This is a genomic window from Pseudomonas sp. TWI929 (assembly GCF_039673335.1).
GTDB lineage: Bacteria > Pseudomonadota > Gammaproteobacteria > Pseudomonadales > Pseudomonadaceae > Aquipseudomonas.
Map to the genome: position 1 here is coordinate 1 of NZ_JBDJLK010000110.1, position 15,939 is coordinate 15,939.

The 15,939-nt window shown below is 60.1% G+C and carries 14 protein-coding genes and 2 tRNA genes; 15 read left to right on the top strand and 1 reads right to left on the bottom strand.

Annotated elements, in window-relative coordinates; translation table 11 throughout:
- Window positions 1-42 precede the first annotated feature (42 nt).
- Window positions 43-351 carry a ribosome assembly RNA-binding protein YhbY gene (gene yhbY, locus ABE456_RS26075; protein WP_003249945.1) on the bottom strand — a complete coding sequence of 103 codons (309 nt, stop codon included), beginning with the start codon at window positions 349-351 and terminating at the stop codon, window positions 43-45.
- Between the two features lie 102 nt (window positions 352-453).
- Here yhbY and rlmE point away from each other — a divergent pair, with 102 nt between their 5' ends.
- The 15 genes from rlmE to pnp all read left to right on the top strand — a co-directional run bounded on the left by rlmE (window position 454) and on the right by pnp (window position 15,804).
- Window positions 454-1,080, top strand: a complete 627-nt coding sequence (rlmE, locus tag ABE456_RS26080; protein WP_110746153.1) for a 23S rRNA (uridine(2552)-2'-O)-methyltransferase RlmE — start codon at window positions 454-456, stop codon at window positions 1,078-1,080.
- Window positions 1,081-1,283: 203 nt separating this feature from the next.
- On the top strand, window positions 1,284-3,188 hold the full coding sequence (gene ftsH / locus ABE456_RS26085; protein ID WP_346646495.1) for an ATP-dependent zinc metalloprotease FtsH: 1,905 nt from the start codon (window positions 1,284-1,286) through the stop codon (window positions 3,186-3,188).
- An 8-nt stretch (window positions 3,189-3,196) separates the two neighbouring features.
- On the top strand, window positions 3,197-4,048 hold the full coding sequence (gene folP, locus ABE456_RS26090; protein WP_346646496.1) for a dihydropteroate synthase: 852 nt from the start codon (window positions 3,197-3,199) through the stop codon (window positions 4,046-4,048).
- Between the two features lie 16 nt (window positions 4,049-4,064).
- Window positions 4,065-5,405 (top strand): phosphoglucosamine mutase, encoded by a 1,341-nt coding sequence (gene glmM / locus ABE456_RS26095; RefSeq protein WP_346646497.1) that lies wholly within the window; start codon window positions 4,065-4,067, stop codon window positions 5,403-5,405.
- Between the two features lie 65 nt (window positions 5,406-5,470).
- Window positions 5,471-6,226: a triose-phosphate isomerase gene (gene tpiA / locus ABE456_RS26100; protein ID WP_346646498.1), complete on the top strand. Its 756-nt coding sequence runs from the start codon at window positions 5,471-5,473 to the stop codon at window positions 6,224-6,226.
- Between the two features lie 4 nt (window positions 6,227-6,230).
- On the top strand, window positions 6,231-6,629 hold the full coding sequence (gene secG / locus ABE456_RS26105; RefSeq protein ID WP_103463067.1) for a preprotein translocase subunit SecG: 399 nt from the start codon (window positions 6,231-6,233) through the stop codon (window positions 6,627-6,629).
- Window positions 6,630-6,650: 21 nt separating this feature from the next.
- A tRNA-Leu gene (locus ABE456_RS26110) sits at window positions 6,651-6,736 on the top strand.
- Between the two features lie 100 nt (window positions 6,737-6,836).
- Window positions 6,837-6,913 (top strand) — tRNA-Met (locus ABE456_RS26115).
- 130 nt (window positions 6,914-7,043) lie between these two features.
- The gene (rimP, locus tag ABE456_RS26120; protein WP_009685348.1) at window positions 7,044-7,502 is read left to right on the top strand and encodes a ribosome maturation factor RimP; all 459 of its coding nucleotides are present in this window, start codon (window positions 7,044-7,046) and stop codon (window positions 7,500-7,502) included.
- 59 nt (window positions 7,503-7,561) lie between these two features.
- On the top strand, window positions 7,562-9,043 hold the full coding sequence (gene nusA, locus ABE456_RS26125; protein ID WP_346646499.1) for a transcription termination factor NusA: 1,482 nt from the start codon (window positions 7,562-7,564) through the stop codon (window positions 9,041-9,043).
- A 27-nt stretch (window positions 9,044-9,070) separates the two neighbouring features.
- Complete coding sequence (infB, locus tag ABE456_RS26130; protein ID WP_346646500.1) at window positions 9,071-11,596, top strand: translation initiation factor IF-2; 2,526 nt, start codon at window positions 9,071-9,073, stop codon at window positions 11,594-11,596.
- Window positions 11,597-11,712: 116 nt separating this feature from the next.
- Entirely contained in the window at window positions 11,713-12,111 is a 399-nt protein-coding gene (rbfA, locus tag ABE456_RS26135; protein WP_028632620.1) for a 30S ribosome-binding factor RbfA, read from the top strand.
- Window positions 12,112-12,114: 3 nt separating this feature from the next.
- Window positions 12,115-13,032, top strand: a complete 918-nt coding sequence (truB, locus tag ABE456_RS26140; protein ID WP_346646501.1) for a tRNA pseudouridine(55) synthase TruB — start codon at window positions 12,115-12,117, stop codon at window positions 13,030-13,032.
- Between the two features lie 147 nt (window positions 13,033-13,179).
- Window positions 13,180-13,449 (top strand): 30S ribosomal protein S15, encoded by a 270-nt coding sequence (rpsO, locus tag ABE456_RS26145; protein ID WP_003249971.1) that lies wholly within the window; start codon window positions 13,180-13,182, stop codon window positions 13,447-13,449.
- 249 nt (window positions 13,450-13,698) lie between these two features.
- Entirely contained in the window at window positions 13,699-15,804 is a 2,106-nt protein-coding gene (gene pnp / locus ABE456_RS26150; RefSeq protein WP_346646502.1) for a polyribonucleotide nucleotidyltransferase, read from the top strand.
- Window positions 15,805-15,939: the final 135 nt, after the last annotated feature.

Consider the following 15,939-nt stretch of genomic DNA (forward strand, 5'->3'; position numbering starts at 1 on the left):
ACACAAGGCCGCTCCTACACAGGTGCCGCGCGGTCCTTGCCGTTATTTGTAACGGTGGATGTTGGACAGCTGCTTGTTCGGCTGTGGGTTCTTGCGGTAGATCAGGGCTTTCTTGCCAATGGTCTGCACCAGCTCGGCGCGGCCAGCCTTGCACAGCTCGGCAATGGTCTCGGCACGTTCTTCGCGATCTTCCGAGCGAATCTCGACCTTGATCAGCTCATGGTCGACCAGGGCGCGCTCCAGTTCGGCGATGACGCCTTCATTCAAACCGTTGCCAGCAACGATCAGGACCGGCTTCAGGTCATGACCAATGGACTTGTATTGCTTCTTCTGCTCGTTATTGAGCGGCATAATCTGACCCTTTCCGTCTGATTCTGTAAAATTGACCGGCATTTTACCCGAGGGCCACCGGCTCCGCCCAGTCAATCACGACGCATATCATCGAGGTGCCCCGTGGTACAACGTTCCAAAAGCAGCGCTAACTGGCTGCGAGAGCATTTCAACGATCCTTTTGTGAAACAGGCGCAGAAGGATGGCTACCGCTCGCGAGCGAGCTACAAACTGCTGGAGATCCAGGAGAAGGACCGCCTGATCCGCCCTGGTATGAGTGTAATCGACCTCGGCGCGGCCCCAGGTGGCTGGTCGCAGGTGACCAGTCGTCTGATTGGTGGCCAGGGTCGCCTTATCGCTTCCGACATCCTGGAAATGGACTCGATCCCTGACGTGACCTTCATTCAGGGCGACTTCACCGATGATGCTGTGCTCCAGCAGATCCTGGAGGCGGTTGGTGATTCGCATGTAGACCTTGTGATTTCCGACATGGCCCCCAATATGAGTGGTACGCCCGAAGTGGACATGCCGCGCGCCATGTTCCTCTGCGAGCTGGCCCTGGACCTGGCAACACGCGTGCTGAAGCCTGGCGGTGATTTCCTGATCAAGATTTTCCAGGGCGAAGGCTTCGATATGTACCTGAAGGATGTGCGCACCAAGTTCGACAAGGTGCAAATGCGCAAGCCGTCCTCTTCGCGGGACCGTTCGCGTGAGCAGTACCTGCTGGGCAAAGGTTTCAAAGGCGCTTGAAAGGCGTGAAGCGCGGTGGCTGATAGTTATTTCCAATCGGCCGCAGCGTCAGGATCGTCCGAACTTCGTGTAGTCTAGCTTTCACAAAGGGTTACAGACGGTGCCTGCGGCTGCGTAGGTAATGTAGTAAGTTAGGGCGATGAATATCATGCGAGGCACGGCTGCGTCGTGCGCCGGCCTCAGAGGGTAGCGAATTGAACGACATGGCAAAGAATCTGATCCTGTGGTTGATCATCGCAGCTGTCCTGGTGACAGTGATGAACAACTTCTCCAGCCCTAACGAGCCGCAGACCCTCAACTACTCCGACTTCATCCAGCAGGTCAAGGATGGCAAGGTCGAGCGTGTGACCGTCGATGGCTACATCATTACCGGCAAGCGCGCCGACGGTGACAACTTCAAGACCGTGCGTCCGGCCATTACCGACAATGGCCTGATCGGTGACCTGGTCGACAACCACGTGGTCGTCGAAGGCAAGCAGCCTGAGCAGCAGAGCATCTGGACGCAGTTGCTGGTAGCCAGCTTCCCGATCCTGGTGATCATTGCCGTGTTCATGTTCTTCATGCGCCAGATGCAGGGCGGTGCAGGCGGCAAAGGCGGGCCGATGAGCTTCGGCAAGAGCAAGGCGCGCCTGCTGTCCGAAGATCAGGTCAAGACCACCCTGGCCGACGTTGCCGGTTGCGACGAGGCCAAGGAAGAGGTTGGCGAGCTGGTCGAATTCCTGCGTGACCCGGGCAAGTTCCAGCGCCTGGGTGGGCGCATCCCGCGTGGTGTGCTGATGGTTGGCCCACCAGGTACCGGTAAGACCCTGCTGGCCAAGGCCATCGCCGGTGAGGCGAAGGTGCCGTTCTTTACCATTTCCGGTTCGGACTTCGTGGAAATGTTCGTTGGTGTCGGTGCCAGCCGTGTGCGCGACATGTTCGAACAGGCCAAGAAGCACGCGCCGTGCATCATCTTCATCGACGAGATCGACGCCGTTGGTCGCCACCGTGGCGCCGGCATGGGCGGCGGTCACGACGAGCGTGAGCAAACCCTCAACCAGTTGCTGGTAGAGATGGACGGCTTCGAGATGAACGATGGCATCATCGTCATCGCTGCTACCAACCGCCCGGACGTGCTCGACCCGGCGCTGCTGCGCCCTGGTCGCTTCGACCGCCAGGTGGTGGTCGGCCTGCCAGACATCCGCGGTCGCGAACAGATCCTCAAGGTCCACATGCGCAAGGTGCCGGTTGGCGAAAACGTCAACCCTGCGGTCATTGCCCGTGGTACCCCAGGCTTCTCCGGTGCCGACCTGGCCAACCTGGTCAACGAGGCTTCGCTGTTTGCCGCGCGCGCCAACAAGCGCCTGGTCGAAATGAAAGAGTTCGAACTGGCCAAGGACAAGATCATGATGGGCGCCGAGCGCAAGACCATGGTCATGTCCGAGAAGGAAAAGAGGAACACCGCCTATCACGAGGCAGGCCACGCCATTGTCGGTCGCCTGGTGCCTGAGCACGACCCGGTCTACAAGGTTTCGATCATCCCGCGTGGTCGCGCCTTGGGTGTGACCATGTTCCTGCCGGAAGAAGACCGCTACAGCCTGTCCAAGCGTGCACTGATCAGCCAGATCTGCTCGCTGTACGGCGGCCGTATCGCCGAGGAAATGACCCTGGGCTTCGACGGTGTCACCACCGGCGCGTCCAACGACATCATGCGTGCCAGCCAGATCGCTCGTAACATGGTGACCAAATGGGGCCTGTCCGAGAAGCTCGGCCCGCTGATGTATGCGGAAGAAGAGGGCGAGGTGTTCCTCGGCCGTAGCGCCGGCAGCCAGCACGCCAGTGTGTCCGGCGAGACTGCCAAGCTGATCGACTCCGAAGTGCGCAGCATCATCGATCAGTGCTATGCCACTGCCAAGCAGTTGCTCATCGACAACCGCGACAAGCTTGAAGCGATGACCGAAGCGCTGATGAAGTATGAGACCATCGATGCCGACCAGATTGACGACATCATGGCTGGGCGTACGCCACGCGAACCGCGTGACTGGGACGATGACAAGGATTCGGGCACGCCTGCGGCCCAGAATGATCGTCCGGAATCGCCAATCGGCGGCCCGGCAGCTCAACACTAAGGGCATCTATGAGTTCAGTGCAGTACCCAACCCGGTTGCCTTGCGGCAACCGGGTTCTTGATTTGTCCCGTACCCATGTCATGGGTATTCTCAATATCACCCCTGATTCCTTCTCCGATGGCGGGCGCTTCAATCAGCGCGACGAGGCTTTGCGCCATGCCGAAGCGATGGTTGCCGCTGGTGCCACGCTGATCGACATCGGTGGCGAGTCCACTCGGCCGGGCGCGCGCGCAGTTTCGGTGACTGAAGAGCTGGAAAGGGTGGCGCCTATGGTCGAGGCGATCAACAGCCGCCTCGACGTAGTCATCTCGGTTGATACTTCCACGCCTGCCGTCATTCGCGAATCGGCCCGCCTTGGTGCCGGTTTGATCAATGACGTGCGCGCCCTGGAGCGCGATGGTGCCCTGGACGCTGCTGCAGATACCGGCCTGCCGGTGTGCCTCATGCACATGCGTGGTGAGCCGGGTAACATGCAGGATGACCCGCATTACGAAGATGTGACCGCCGACGTTGCGCGTTATCTTGAGCAGCGGATGGCCGCCTGTGCAGCAGCGGGCATCGATGCAAACAGAATCATCCTTGATCCGGGCTTTGGTTTTGCCAAGACACTGGCGCACAACCTGAGCCTGTTCAAGCACATGGAAGCGCTCTATCGCCTTGGGCGCCCGCTGCTGGTGGGCGTTTCACGAAAGAGCATGATCGGCCTGACGCTGGAACGTCCGGTCGGCGAGCGCTTGTACGGCAGCCTGGCGCTGGCGGCGTTGGCCATGACCAAGGGGGCGAGCATACTTCGTGTCCATGATGTGGCCGAAACTGTCGATGTAGTGCGCATGATTGCTGCGGTGCAAAACGCCGAATAAGAACATTGGAGTCCCTATGAGCAGAAAATACTTTGGTACCGACGGCATTCGTGGCCGCGTCGGCGAATACCCGATCACGCCTGACTTCATGCTGAAGCTTGGCTGGGCGGCGGGCATGGCCTTCCGCAAGCAAGGCCACTGCCGGGTGCTAGTGGGCAAGGACACGCGTATCTCTGGCTACATGTTCGAGTCCGCACTCGAAGCCGGCCTGGCCGCCGCAGGTGCCGATGTCATGCTGCTGGGGCCAATGCCTACGCCGGCCATCGCTTATCTGACGCGTACTTTCCATGCCCAGGCGGGCATTGTCATCAGTGCCTCGCACAACCCGCACGAAGACAACGGCATCAAGTTCTTCTCGGGCCAGGGCACCAAGCTGCCGGACGAAGTCGAGCTGATGATCGAGGAGTTGCTCGACCAGCCGATGACCGTTGTCGATTCGAGCAAGCTGGGCAAGGTTTCGCGCATCAACGATGCCGCCGGCCGTTACATCGAGTTCTGCAAGAGCAGCGTGCCGACCAGCACCAGCTTCGACGGCCTCAAGCTGGTGGTCGACTGCGCCCACGGTGCTACCTACAAAGTGGCGCCTAGCGTATTCCGCGAGTTGGGTGCCGACGTGACCGTACTGCATGCGCAACCAGACGGCCTGAACATCAACGAAGGCTGCGGCTCGACCCACATCGAATCGCTGCAGGCAGCGGTGCTGGTGGGCCATGCCGACCTCGGCATCGCCTTCGACGGCGACGGCGACCGCGTGTTGATGGTCGACCACACCGGTGCCATCGTCGACGGTGACGAACTGCTGTTCATCATCGCTCGCGATCTGCAGGACCGTGGCAAGCTGCAGGGTGGGGTAGTGGGTACGCTGATGAGCAACCTGGGTCTGGAACTGGCGCTGAAAGACCTGGATGTCCCGTTCGTGCGGGCCAAGGTCGGCGACCGTTACGTTATGGCCGAGCTACTGGAGCGTGAATGGCTGGTTGGCGGTGAAAACTCCGGCCACGTCGTGTGCTGCAACCACACCACTACCGGTGATGCGATCATTGCTGCGCTGCAGGTGCTGATGGCGCTCAAGCGCCGTGGCGAAACCCTGGCCCAGGCCCGTCAGGCCCTGCGCAAGTGCCCGCAGGTGCTGATCAATGTGCGCTTCGGTGCCAGCAAGGTCGATCCGCTGGAGCACCCTGCCGTCAAGGAAGCCAGCGCGAAGGTCACCGAAGCGCTGGCCGGGCGTGGTCGCGTGCTGTTGCGCAAGTCCGGTACCGAGCCGCTGGTGCGGGTGATGGTCGAGGGCGAAGACGAAACCCAGGTGCGTGGCCACGCTGAAGCACTGGCGAAACTGGTCGGCGAAGTTTGTGTCTGAAGGCGCTTGCCAGCGCAGATCTGGTTGGGTAAGATCTGCGCCCACTTTGACCGACGAGGTAAAGCATGCGTCGCCCTATGGTAGCTGGTAACTGGAAGATGCACGGTACCCGCGCTAGCGTCGCTGAGCTGACCGAAGGCTTGAGTAATCTCGCCTTGCCGAGCGGAGTGGAAGTCGCGGTGTTTCCACCGGCCTTGTTCATCAATCAAGTGATCGATGGCTTGGTAGGTAAAGAAATTACTGTCGGCGCACAGAATTCTGCTGTACAACCCGAACAGGGTGCGCTGACCGGGGAAGTTGCTCCGGAGCAGCTGGTTGAAGCAGGTTGCAAGTTGGTGTTGGTTGGTCATTCGGAGCGTCGCCAGATCATTGGTGAAACCGACGAAGTGCTCAATCGTAAGTTTGCAGCGGCCCAGGCCAAAGGTTTGAAGCCAGTGCTTTGCATAGGGGAAACCCTTGAGGAGCGCGAGGCTGGCAAGACGCTTGAAGTTGTCGGGCGTCAACTAAGCAGTATCATCGAAGCTTTCGGTGTTAAGGCTTTTGCCAATGCAGTAATTGCCTATGAGCCTGTATGGGCCATCGGCACAGGCCTAACGGCCACGCCACAGCAGGCCCAGGATGTGCATGCAGCCATCCGCGGCCAGCTGGCGGCAGAAGATGCTGAAGTGGCTGCGAAGGTGCAGTTGCTCTACGGCGGCAGCGTGAAGGCGGCCAATGCGGCCGAACTGTTCGGCATGCCGGATATCGATGGGGGTCTCATTGGTGGGGCTTCCCTGAACGCAGACGAATTCGGTGCAATTTGTCGCGCCGCAGGAAACTGAACAAATGCTGGAAACAGTCATCGTTGTTTTTCATCTGTTGGCAGCGCTGTCGCTTGTAGTGCTGGTTCTGTTGCAACAGGGTAAAGGTGCGGAAGCAGGTGCATCTTTCGGCGCGGGTGCCTCAAATACCGTGTTCGGGAGCCAAGGTTCTGCAACGTTCCTGAGTAAATTAACTGCTGTACTCGCTGCCACTTTCTTTTTGACAGCACTTGGGTTAGGATACTTCGCGAAGCAACAAGCTCACCAGCTTAGCCAAGCAGGTCTTCCAGATCCAGCAGTGCTAGAAGTGAAAGAGCCGCAGAAACCGGCAGTTAATGATGATGTACCGGTGCTCCAGCAGCAGAAGAGCGAAACCACCAATAACACTGGTGATGTACCTCCTCCGGCACAAGAGCAGAAGTAACGGGTTTCAAGTAGTAGTATTGCCGAGGTGGTGGAATTGGTAGACACGCAACCTTGAGGTGGTTGTGCCCATAGGGTGTAGGGGTTCGAGTCCCCTTCTCGGTACCAATTGAAGCATGAGAGCCCGCTTTAGCGGGCTTTCTTGTAGGTGAAGGTTCGGATTTGACCCTCAACAGGGTTCGGTCTTATACTTTTGCCCCAGCTTTGTCGCGGGGTGGAGCAGCTTGGTAGCTCGTCGGGCTCATAACCCGAAGGTCGTTGGTTCAAATCCAGCCCCCGCAACCAGCTTCAGCGGAGCCCCTTTTCAGGGGCTTTTTGCTAACCGAACAGTTTTCGGCGTCGTTGTCCAACGGCGCTTTCAGGGATGGGCGCTTCGCCCATTTTTTATTTGCACAGCATGCACGAGGGGGTTCAGGTGTCGAGCAAGCTAGAACAGTTGCAGGCCTTGTTGGCCCCGGTTGTCGAGGGTCTGGGCTATCAGTGCTGGGGGATCGAATTCGTTTCCCAGGGTAAGCATTCGGTACTGCGCATCTACATCGACAAGGAAGGCGGCATCCTGGTAGACGACTGCGAAGCGGTCAGCCGTCAGGCCAGCGCCATTCTCGATGTGGAAGATCCAATCAGCAGTGAGTACACCCTCGAGGTGTCTTCTCCAGGCATGGATCGCCCACTGTTCACTCTGGAACAGTTTGCCTCGCATGCCGGCGAACAAGTGAAGATCAAGCTGCGCTCACCCTTCGAGGGTCGTCGTAACTTCCAGGGCCTTCTCCGCGGTGTGGAGGAGCAGGACGTGGTAGTCCAGGTGGACAACCAGGAGTTCCTGTTGCCGATCGACTCGATCGACAAGGCCAATATTATTCCCAGTTTTGACTGAGACGTGCCGGGCCCGGCGGACTATCCGGGCCCAATGGCTTGCGCAAGGCGAGGCGTACGATGAGCAAAGAAGTACTGCTGGTTGTTGAATCGGTATCCAACGAAAAAGGTGTACCGCCCGGCGTCATTTTCGAAGCGCTGGAAGTGGCCCTGGCCACTGCAACCAAAAAACGTTTTGAAGACGAAGTCGACCTGCGTGTGGAAATCAACCGCCACACCGGTAGCTACGAGACCTTCCGTCGCTGGACCGTGGTCGACGAAGCCGATCTTGATGATCCGGCGATCGAGACCTGGTTGGACAAGATCAAGGACACCCACCCTGAAGCCAAGGTCGGTGACGTGATCGAGGAGAAGATCGAGTCCATCGAGTTCGGTCGTATCGCCGCCCAGACCGCCAAGCAGGTCATCGTGCAGAAGGTCCGTGAGGCCGAGCGTGCTCAGGTGGTCGATGCCTACCGCGAACGCGTAGGCGAAATCATCTCCGGCACCGTCAAGAAAGTTACCCGCGACAACGTCATCGTTGACCTGGGCAACAACGCCGAGGCCCTGCTGGCCCGCGAAGATATCATTCCGCGCGAGACCTTCCGTGTTGGCGTGCGCCTGCGTGCGCTGCTCAAGGAAATTCGCACTGAAAACCGTGGCCCGCAGCTGATCCTGTCGCGCACCGCGCCACAGATGCTGATCGAGCTTTTCCGCATTGAAGTGCCGGAAATTGCCGAGGGCCTCATTGAAGTCATGGCTGCCTCCCGTGATCCGGGTTCGCGAGCCAAGATCGCCGTCCGCTCCAAGGACAAGCGCATCGACCCGCAAGGCGCCTGTATCGGCATGCGTGGTTCGCGCGTCCAAGCCGTATCCGGGGAGCTGGGTGGTGAGCGTGTGGATATCGTCCTGTGGGACGATAACCCGGCGCAGTTCGTCATCAACGCCATGTCGCCGGCTGAAGTCGCGGCGATCATCGTTGATGAAGATGCCCATGCAATGGACATCGCCGTCGCCGAGGACAACCTGGCCCAGGCCATTGGCCGTGGCGGTCAGAACGTTCGTCTTGCCAGTCAGCTGACCGGCTGGACCCTGAACGTGATGACCGAGAAGGACATCCAGGCCAAGCAGCAGGCCGAAACCGGTGACATCCTGCGCAATTTCATCGATGAACTGGAAGTCGACGAGGAGCTGGCCCAAGTGCTGGTCGACGAAGGCTTCACCAGCCTCGAAGAAATTGCCTACGTACCGTTGGAAGAAATGCTCAACATCGATGGCTTTGACGAAGATATCGTCAATGAGCTCCGCGCTCGAGCCAAGGACCGTTTGTTGACCAAGGCCATCGCTACCGAAGAAAAACTGGCAGACGCCCACCCGGCCGACGACCTGCTCTCCCTCGAGGGCATGGACAAGGACCTGGCGGCTGAACTGGCGGTGCGCGGCGTGGTTAACCGCGAAGACCTGGCCGAGCAGTCGATCGACGATCTGCTCGACATCGACGGCATCGACGAAGAGCGTGCCGGCAAGTTGATCATGGCCGCCCGAGCCCATTGGTTCGAGTAATTAGGCGCGGCCTGAGGAGAGAAGTGCATGACGCAAGTCACGGTGAAAGAACTGGCCCAAGAGGTCGAGGCACCGGTAGAGCGCCTGCTGCAGCAGATGCGTGAGGCAGGTCTGCCGCACACCGACGCCGGTCAGGTAGTGACCGACAATGAGAAGCAGACCCTGCTGACTCATTTGAAGAGCAGCCACAAGAGCAAGGCGGAAGAGCCGCGCAAGATTACCTTGCAGCGCAAAACCACCAGCACCCTGCGTGTCGCCGGTAGCAAAAGCATCAGCGTAGAAGTACGCAAGAAGAAAGTATTCGTGCAGCGCAGCCCGGAAGAAATCCAGGCTGAGCAAAAGCGTGAGCTGGATGAGCGCCGCGCGGCCGAAAACGCCGCTCGCGAGAAGGTCGAGGCCGAAGTTCGCCAGCGTAACGAAGAGCAGGCTCGCCGCCAGGCGGCAGAAGCCCCTGCTGCTGCCCCAGCGCCTGTCGCCAAGCCAGCTCCGGCTCCAGCCGCTCCGGCCCCGGTAGTCGCTGACGCACCTGCGTCCGAAGACGCCGCAGCCCGTGCAGCCGAGCGCAAGAAGGACGAGACCCGCCGCAACGAAAGCCGCACTCGCGATGACGATCGTCGTCGTGGCGAGGCTCCTCGTGTGTCGATCAAGGTCAAGGTCAAGGAGAAGGAAAAGGCTCCGACTCCACGTGCCGCTCCGCGTACCACCGACGAAGAGAGCGATGGCGCTCGTCGTGGCCGTGGTGGCAAGAGCAAGCTGAAGAAGCGTAACCAGCATGGCTTCCAGAACCCGACCGGCCCCGTCATCCGTGACGTGACCATCGGCGAGACCATCACCGTCTCCGAACTTGCCCAGCAGATGTCGGTCAAGGCCGCTGAAGTGGTCAAGTTCATGTTCAAGATGGGTACTCCGGTCACCATCAACCAGGTGCTCGACCAGGAAACCGCTCAGCTGATCGCAGAAGAGCTGGGCCACAAGGTCACTCTGGTCAGCGACACCGCCCTGGAAGACTCCCTGGCCGAATCGCTGAAGTTTGAAGGCCAGGCCGAGTCGCGTGCTCCGGTCGTTACCGTAATGGGTCACGTTGACCACGGTAAGACCTCGCTGCTCGACTACATCCGTCGTGCCAAGGTTGCCGCTGGCGAAGCCGGTGGTATTACCCAGCACATCGGTGCCTACCACGTGGAAACCGACCGCGGCATGGTCACCTTCCTCGATACCCCAGGCCACGCTGCGTTCACCCAGATGCGTGCCCGTGGTGCCAAGGCGACCGACATCGTCATCCTGGTGGTGGCGGCGGACGACGGCGTGATGCCACAGACTCGCGAAGCTGTTCAGCATGCCAAGGCAGCTGGCGTTCCGCTGGTCGTTGCAGTGAACAAGATCGACAAGCCGGGTGCCGACCTCGATCGCATCCGTAACGAGCTGGCCGTCGAAGGCGTTACCTCCGAGGACTGGGGTGGTGACACGCCGTTCGTCAAGGTTTCGGCGAAGATGGGTACCGGCGTCGACGAACTGCTTGAAGCCGTCCTGCTGCAGGCCGAGATCCTCGAGCTGACCGCTACCCCGACCGCTCCTGGTCGTGGCGTGGTTGTCGAATCGCGCCTGGACAAGGGCCGTGGCCCGGTTGCAACCATCCTGGTTCAGGACGGTACCCTGCGTCAGGGCGACATGGTCCTGTGCGGTTCCAACTATGGCCGCGTGCGCGCCATGCTCGACGAGAACGGCAAGCCTGTGAAGGAAGCCGGCCCGTCGATCCCGGTCGAAATCCTCGGCCTGGACGGTACCCCGGAAGCCGGTGACGAGCTGTCCGTGGTTGCCGACGAGAAGAAGGCCCGCGAAGTTGCCCTGTTCCGTCAAGGCAAGTACCGCGAGGTCAAGCTGGCCCGTGCTCACGCCGGCAAGCTGGAAAACATCTTCGAGACCATGGGTCAGGAAGAGAAGAAGACCCTCAACATCGTCCTCAAGACCGATGTGCGTGGTTCTCTGGAAGCACTGCAGGGTTCGCTTGGCGGCCTGGGCAACGACGAAGTGCAGGTGCGCGTGATTGGTGGCGGCGTCGGTGGTATCACCGAGAGCGACGCCAACCTGGCACTGGCTTCGAATGCAGTACTGTTCGGCTTCAACGTGCGTGCCGATGCCGGTGCGCGCAAGATCGTCGAGCAGGAAGGTCTGGATATGCGTTACTACAACGTGATCTACGACATCATCGAAGACGTCAAGAAGGCCCTGACCGGTATGCTCGGCAGCGATGTTCGCGAGAACATCCTGGGTGTCGCCGAAGTGCGTGATGTGTTCCGTTCGCCGAAGTTCGGCGCCATCGCTGGCTGTATGGTCATCGAGGGTACCGTGTACCGCAACCGTCCGATCCGCGTACTGCGCGACGACGTTGTGATCTTCGAAGGCGAACTGGAATCGCTGCGTCGCTTCAAGGACGACGCCTCGGAAGTACGTTCGGGCATGGAGTGCGGTATTGGCGTCAAGAGCTACAACGACGTCAAGGTCGGCGACAAGATCGAAGTCTTCGAGAAAGTCCAGGTGGCTCGTACCCTTTAAGGGCGAGCTTGCCGCAAGCCCCCGCTACAGGGCGGTTTGCGGCACCTCTTCAGGTAGCGCCCGGTCAGGCATTCGTCTGTCCGGGCGTTTGCCGCTTTAAGTTACAGGTAGCAAGAATGGCCAAAGAATATAGCCGTACCCAACGTATTGGCGATCAGATGCAGCGCGAGCTGGCCGAACTGATCCGTCGCGAAGTCAAGGACCCACGTGTCGGTCTGGTCACCATCACCGCCGTCGACGTCAGCCGTGACCTGGGCCACGCCAAGGTGTTCATCACCGTCATGGGCGAGGAAACCCCGGACGCGGTGCAGCAGTCGCTCAAGGCACTGAACAGCGCTGCCAGCTTCCTGCGTTTGCACCTGGGCCGCTCGATGCAACTGCGCAGCGTGCCGCAGCTGCACTTCCACTTCGATGAAAGCGTCAGCCGTGGTGTGCACCTGTCGGCGCTGATCGAGCGTGCAGTGGCCGAAGACCGCCTGCACAAGGATGCCGACGAGCCGGACACCAAGGAGTAAGCGGTGGCCCAGGTCAAACGTATCCGCCGCAACGTCAGCGGCATCATCCTGCTCGACAAGCCGTTGGGCTTCACCTCCAACGCCGCCCTGCAAAAGGTGCGCTGGCTGCTGAATGCGGAAAAGGCCGGCCACACCGGTAGCCTCGACCCGCTGGCAACCGGCGTGCTGCCACTGTGCTTCGGCGAGGCGACCAAGTTTTCGCAGTACCTGCTCGATTCCGACAAGGGCTACGAAACCGTCATGCAGATGGGGCAGACTACCAACACTGGCGACGCCGAAGGTGAGGTGCTGCAGACCCGCGACGTGACCGTTGGTCGCGCCGACATCGAGGCGCTGCTGCCACGTTTTCGCGGCCCGATCAGCCAGATACCGCCGATGTACTCGGCGCTCAAGCGTGACGGCCAGCCGCTGTACAAGTTGGCACGTGCAGGAGAGGTAGTGGAGCGCGAGGCGCGTTCTGTTACTATTAACCGCTTGGAGTTGCTCGAGTGCGAAGGCACCCGTGCACGGTTGAGCGTAGGATGCAGCAAAGGCACCTATATCCGTACCCTGGTGGAGGATATCGGCGAGGCCCTTGGCTGCGGCGCCTATGTTGCCGAGTTGCGCAGGACCCAGGCCGGGCCCTTCGCGCTGGCACAAACGGTCACCCTCGAGGAACTCGAACAGGCCCATGCCGAAGGCGGCAACGAAGCGCTCGATCGCTTCCTGATGCCTTCGGACAGCGGCCTGCAGGACTGGCCGTTGGTGTGCCTGTCCGAACACAGCGCGTTCTACTGGCTGCATGGGCAGGCGGTACGTGCACCGGACGCGCCACAATTTGGCATGGTCCGGGTACAAGATCACAATGCACGCTTCATCGGTATCGGTGAAGTGAGCGAAGACGGGCGCATTGCGCCACGTCGGCTGATTCGGTCGGAATGACCGAAACCGCGGGGCCAGGCAATTGCCGAACCCCACGGCATCAAGGGTGGCTGTCAGTAGGCACGGTCACACCTTTTTTATTAATACAGGGATTTGTCCCTGGCCTATTGGACCCCGCTTGCGGGATCCGTTATCAGGAGAAGCCAAATGGCCCTCAGCGTTGAAGAAAAAGCTCAGATCGTTGCCGAATACCAGCAAGCCGCCGGCGATACCGGTAGCCCGGAAGTGCAGGTTGCTCTGCTGACCGCCAACATCAACAAGCTGCAAGGCCACTTCAAGGCCAACGATAAAGACCACCACTCCCGTCGTGGTCTGATCCGTATGGTTAACCAGCGTCGTAAGCTGCTGGACTACCTGAAGGGCAAAGACACCACTCGTTACAGCGCCCTGATCGGTCGCCTGGGCCTGCGTCGCTAATAGCGGCCTGGCCAGTGGTGTGCATGGCGTGTCGCAGGCTTCGGCAGGGCTGTTTTGCAGCACTGCCGTTGGACACGCCACGCGTATCTCCGAGGTTGGCAGCCTGGCAATGCTGAGCGGTTTTTCCGCTTGGTGCCAGGCTTCCAGCCTCGTGTTGTATCTGGACGGTCAATGGGGCCGATTCCCCGTTCTGCCCAAGAATTCGCAAGAAACCAGTTCCCCCAGAGCCACTGAAAAAGGTAGGAAACCGTGAACCCGGTAATCAAGACTTTCCAGTTCGGTCAATCGACCGTTACTCTCGAAACGGGCCGTATTGCCCGTCAGGCAACCGGCGCCGTGCTGGTTACCGTCGACAACGACGTCACCGTGCTGGTGACTGTGGTAGGCGCCAAGCAGGCTGATCCAGGCAAGGGTTTCTTCCCGCTGTCGGTTCACTACCAGGAAAAGACCTACGCCGCCGGCAAGATCCCGGGTGGCTTCTTCAAGCGTGAAGGCCGTCCTTCCGAGAAAGAGACGCTGACCTCGCGCCTGATCGACCGTCCGATCCGTCCGCTGTTCCCAGAAGGCTTCATGAACGAAGTGCAGGTTGTCTGCACCGTGGTTTCCACCAGCAAGAAGACCGACCCGGACATCGCTGCGATGATCGGTACCTCGGCTGCCCTGGCCATCTCCGGCATTCCGTTCGAAGGCCCGATCGGCGCCGCCCGCGTTGCCTTCCACGAAAGCACCGGCTACCTGCTGAACCCGACCTACGAGCAACTGGCTGCCTCGAGCCTGGACATGGTCGTTGCTGGTACCTCCGACGCCGTACTGATGGTTGAATCGGAAGCTCAAGAGCTGACCGAAGACCAGATGCTGGGTGCCGTACTGTTCGCCCACGACGAATTCCAGGCTGTTATCCAGGCTGTCAAAGAGCTGGCTGCCGAAGCTGGCAAGCCGACCTGGGACTGGAAACCAGCCGTAGCCAACACCGAGCTGTTCAACGCTATCCGCGCCGAGTTCGGCGAAGCGGTTTCGCAGGGCTACACCATCACCGTCAAGGCCGACCGCTATGCGCGCCTGGGCGAGCTGCGCGACCAGGCGGTTGCCAAGTTCTCCGGTGAAGAAGGCCAGCCTTCGGCTTCCGAAGTGAAAGACATCTTCGGCGAGATCGAATACCGCACTGTTCGCGAGAACATCGTCAACGGCAAGCCACGTATCGACGGCCGCGACACCAAGACCGTGCGTCCGCTGAACATCGAAGTAGGCGTTCTGCCGAAAACTCACGGTTCGGCGCTGTTCACCCGTGGCGAAACCCAGGCCCTGGTCGTTGCGACCCTGGGTACTGCCCGTGACGCCCAGCTGCTGGACACCCTCGAAGGCGAGAAGAAAGACCCCTTCATGCTGCACTACAACTTCCCACCGTTCTCGGTAGGTGAGTGTGGCCGCATGGGCGGTGCTGGCCGTCGCGAAATCGGCCACGGCCGTCTGGCCCGTCGTTCGGTTCAGGCCATGCTGCCTGCCGCTGACGTGTTCCCGTACACCATCCGCGTGGTTTCGGAAATCACCGAGTCCAACGGCTCCAGCTCCATGGCTTCGGTCTGCGGTGCTTCCCTGGCCCTGATGGACGCTGGTGTGCCAATGAAGGCGCCGGTTGCCGGTATCGCCATGGGCTTGGTCAAGGAAGGCGACAAGTTCGCGGTCCTGACCGACATCCTCGGTGACGAAGACCACCTGGGCGACATGGACTTCAAGGTAGCCGGTACCGCCAAAGGCGTCACCGCGCTGCAGATGGACATCAAGATCAACGGCATCACCGAAGAGATCATGGAAATCGCCCTGGGCCAGGCCCTGGAAGCGCGCCTGAACATCCTCGGCCAGATGAACCAGATCATTGGCCAGTCGCGTACCGAACTGTCGGCCAACGCCCCGACCATGATCGCGATGAAGATCGACACCGACAAGATCCGTGACGTCATCGGTAAAGGCGGCGCCACCATTCGCGCCATCTGCGAAGAGACCAAGGCTTCGATCGACATCGAAGACGACGGCTCGATCAAGATCTTCGGCGAAACCAAGGAAGCGGCAGAAGCTGCCAAGCAGCGCATCCTGGGCATCACCGCCGAGGCCGAGATCGGCAAGATCTACGTCGGCAAGGTTGAGCGCATCGTCGACTTCGGCGCCTTCGTCAACATCCTGCCTGGCAAGGACGGCCTGGTGCACATCTCCATGCTGAGCGATGCTCGCGTCGAGAAAGTGACCGACATCCTGAAAGAAGGCCAGGAAGTCGAAGTATTGGTACTGGACGTGGACAACCGCGGCCGTATCAAGCTGTCGATCAAGGACGTTGCCGCGGCCAAGGCCTCGGGCGTCTAAGCGACTGCCACGCAACAGAAAAAGGGCCCTTCGCAGACTGTGTGAAAACCTAGCAATCTGCCCGGCCCTTTAAGAGAATGCTCCGTATCGAAAGATACGGAGCATTTTTCGTTATGGCCTACATACAAGGAGAGT

Excerpts from the sequence above, each read along its gene's own strand:
- nusA (WP_346646499.1), top strand. The coding sequence starts at position 7,562 with ATGAGCAAAGAAGTACTGCTGGTTGTTGAATCGGTATCCAACGAAAAA.
- secG (WP_103463067.1), top strand. The coding sequence starts at position 6,231 with ATGCTGGAAACAGTCATCGTTGTTTTTCATCTGTTGGCAGCGCTGTCG.
- rpsO (WP_003249971.1), top strand. The coding sequence starts at position 13,180 with ATGGCCCTCAGCGTTGAAGAAAAAGCTCAGATCGTTGCCGAATACCAG.
- rbfA (WP_028632620.1), top strand. The coding sequence starts at position 11,713 with ATGGCCAAAGAATATAGCCGTACCCAACGTATTGGCGATCAGATGCAG.
- folP (WP_346646496.1), top strand. The coding sequence starts at position 3,197 with ATGAGTTCAGTGCAGTACCCAACCCGGTTGCCTTGCGGCAACCGGGTT.
- infB (WP_346646500.1), top strand. The coding sequence starts at position 9,071 with ATGACGCAAGTCACGGTGAAAGAACTGGCCCAAGAGGTCGAGGCACCG.
- glmM (WP_346646497.1), top strand. The coding sequence starts at position 4,065 with ATGAGCAGAAAATACTTTGGTACCGACGGCATTCGTGGCCGCGTCGGC.
- tpiA (WP_346646498.1), top strand. The coding sequence starts at position 5,471 with ATGCGTCGCCCTATGGTAGCTGGTAACTGGAAGATGCACGGTACCCGC.
- yhbY (WP_003249945.1), bottom strand. The coding sequence starts at position 351 with ATGCCGCTCAATAACGAGCAGAAGAAGCAATACAAGTCCATTGGTCAT.
- ftsH (WP_346646495.1), top strand. The coding sequence starts at position 1,284 with ATGGCAAAGAATCTGATCCTGTGGTTGATCATCGCAGCTGTCCTGGTG.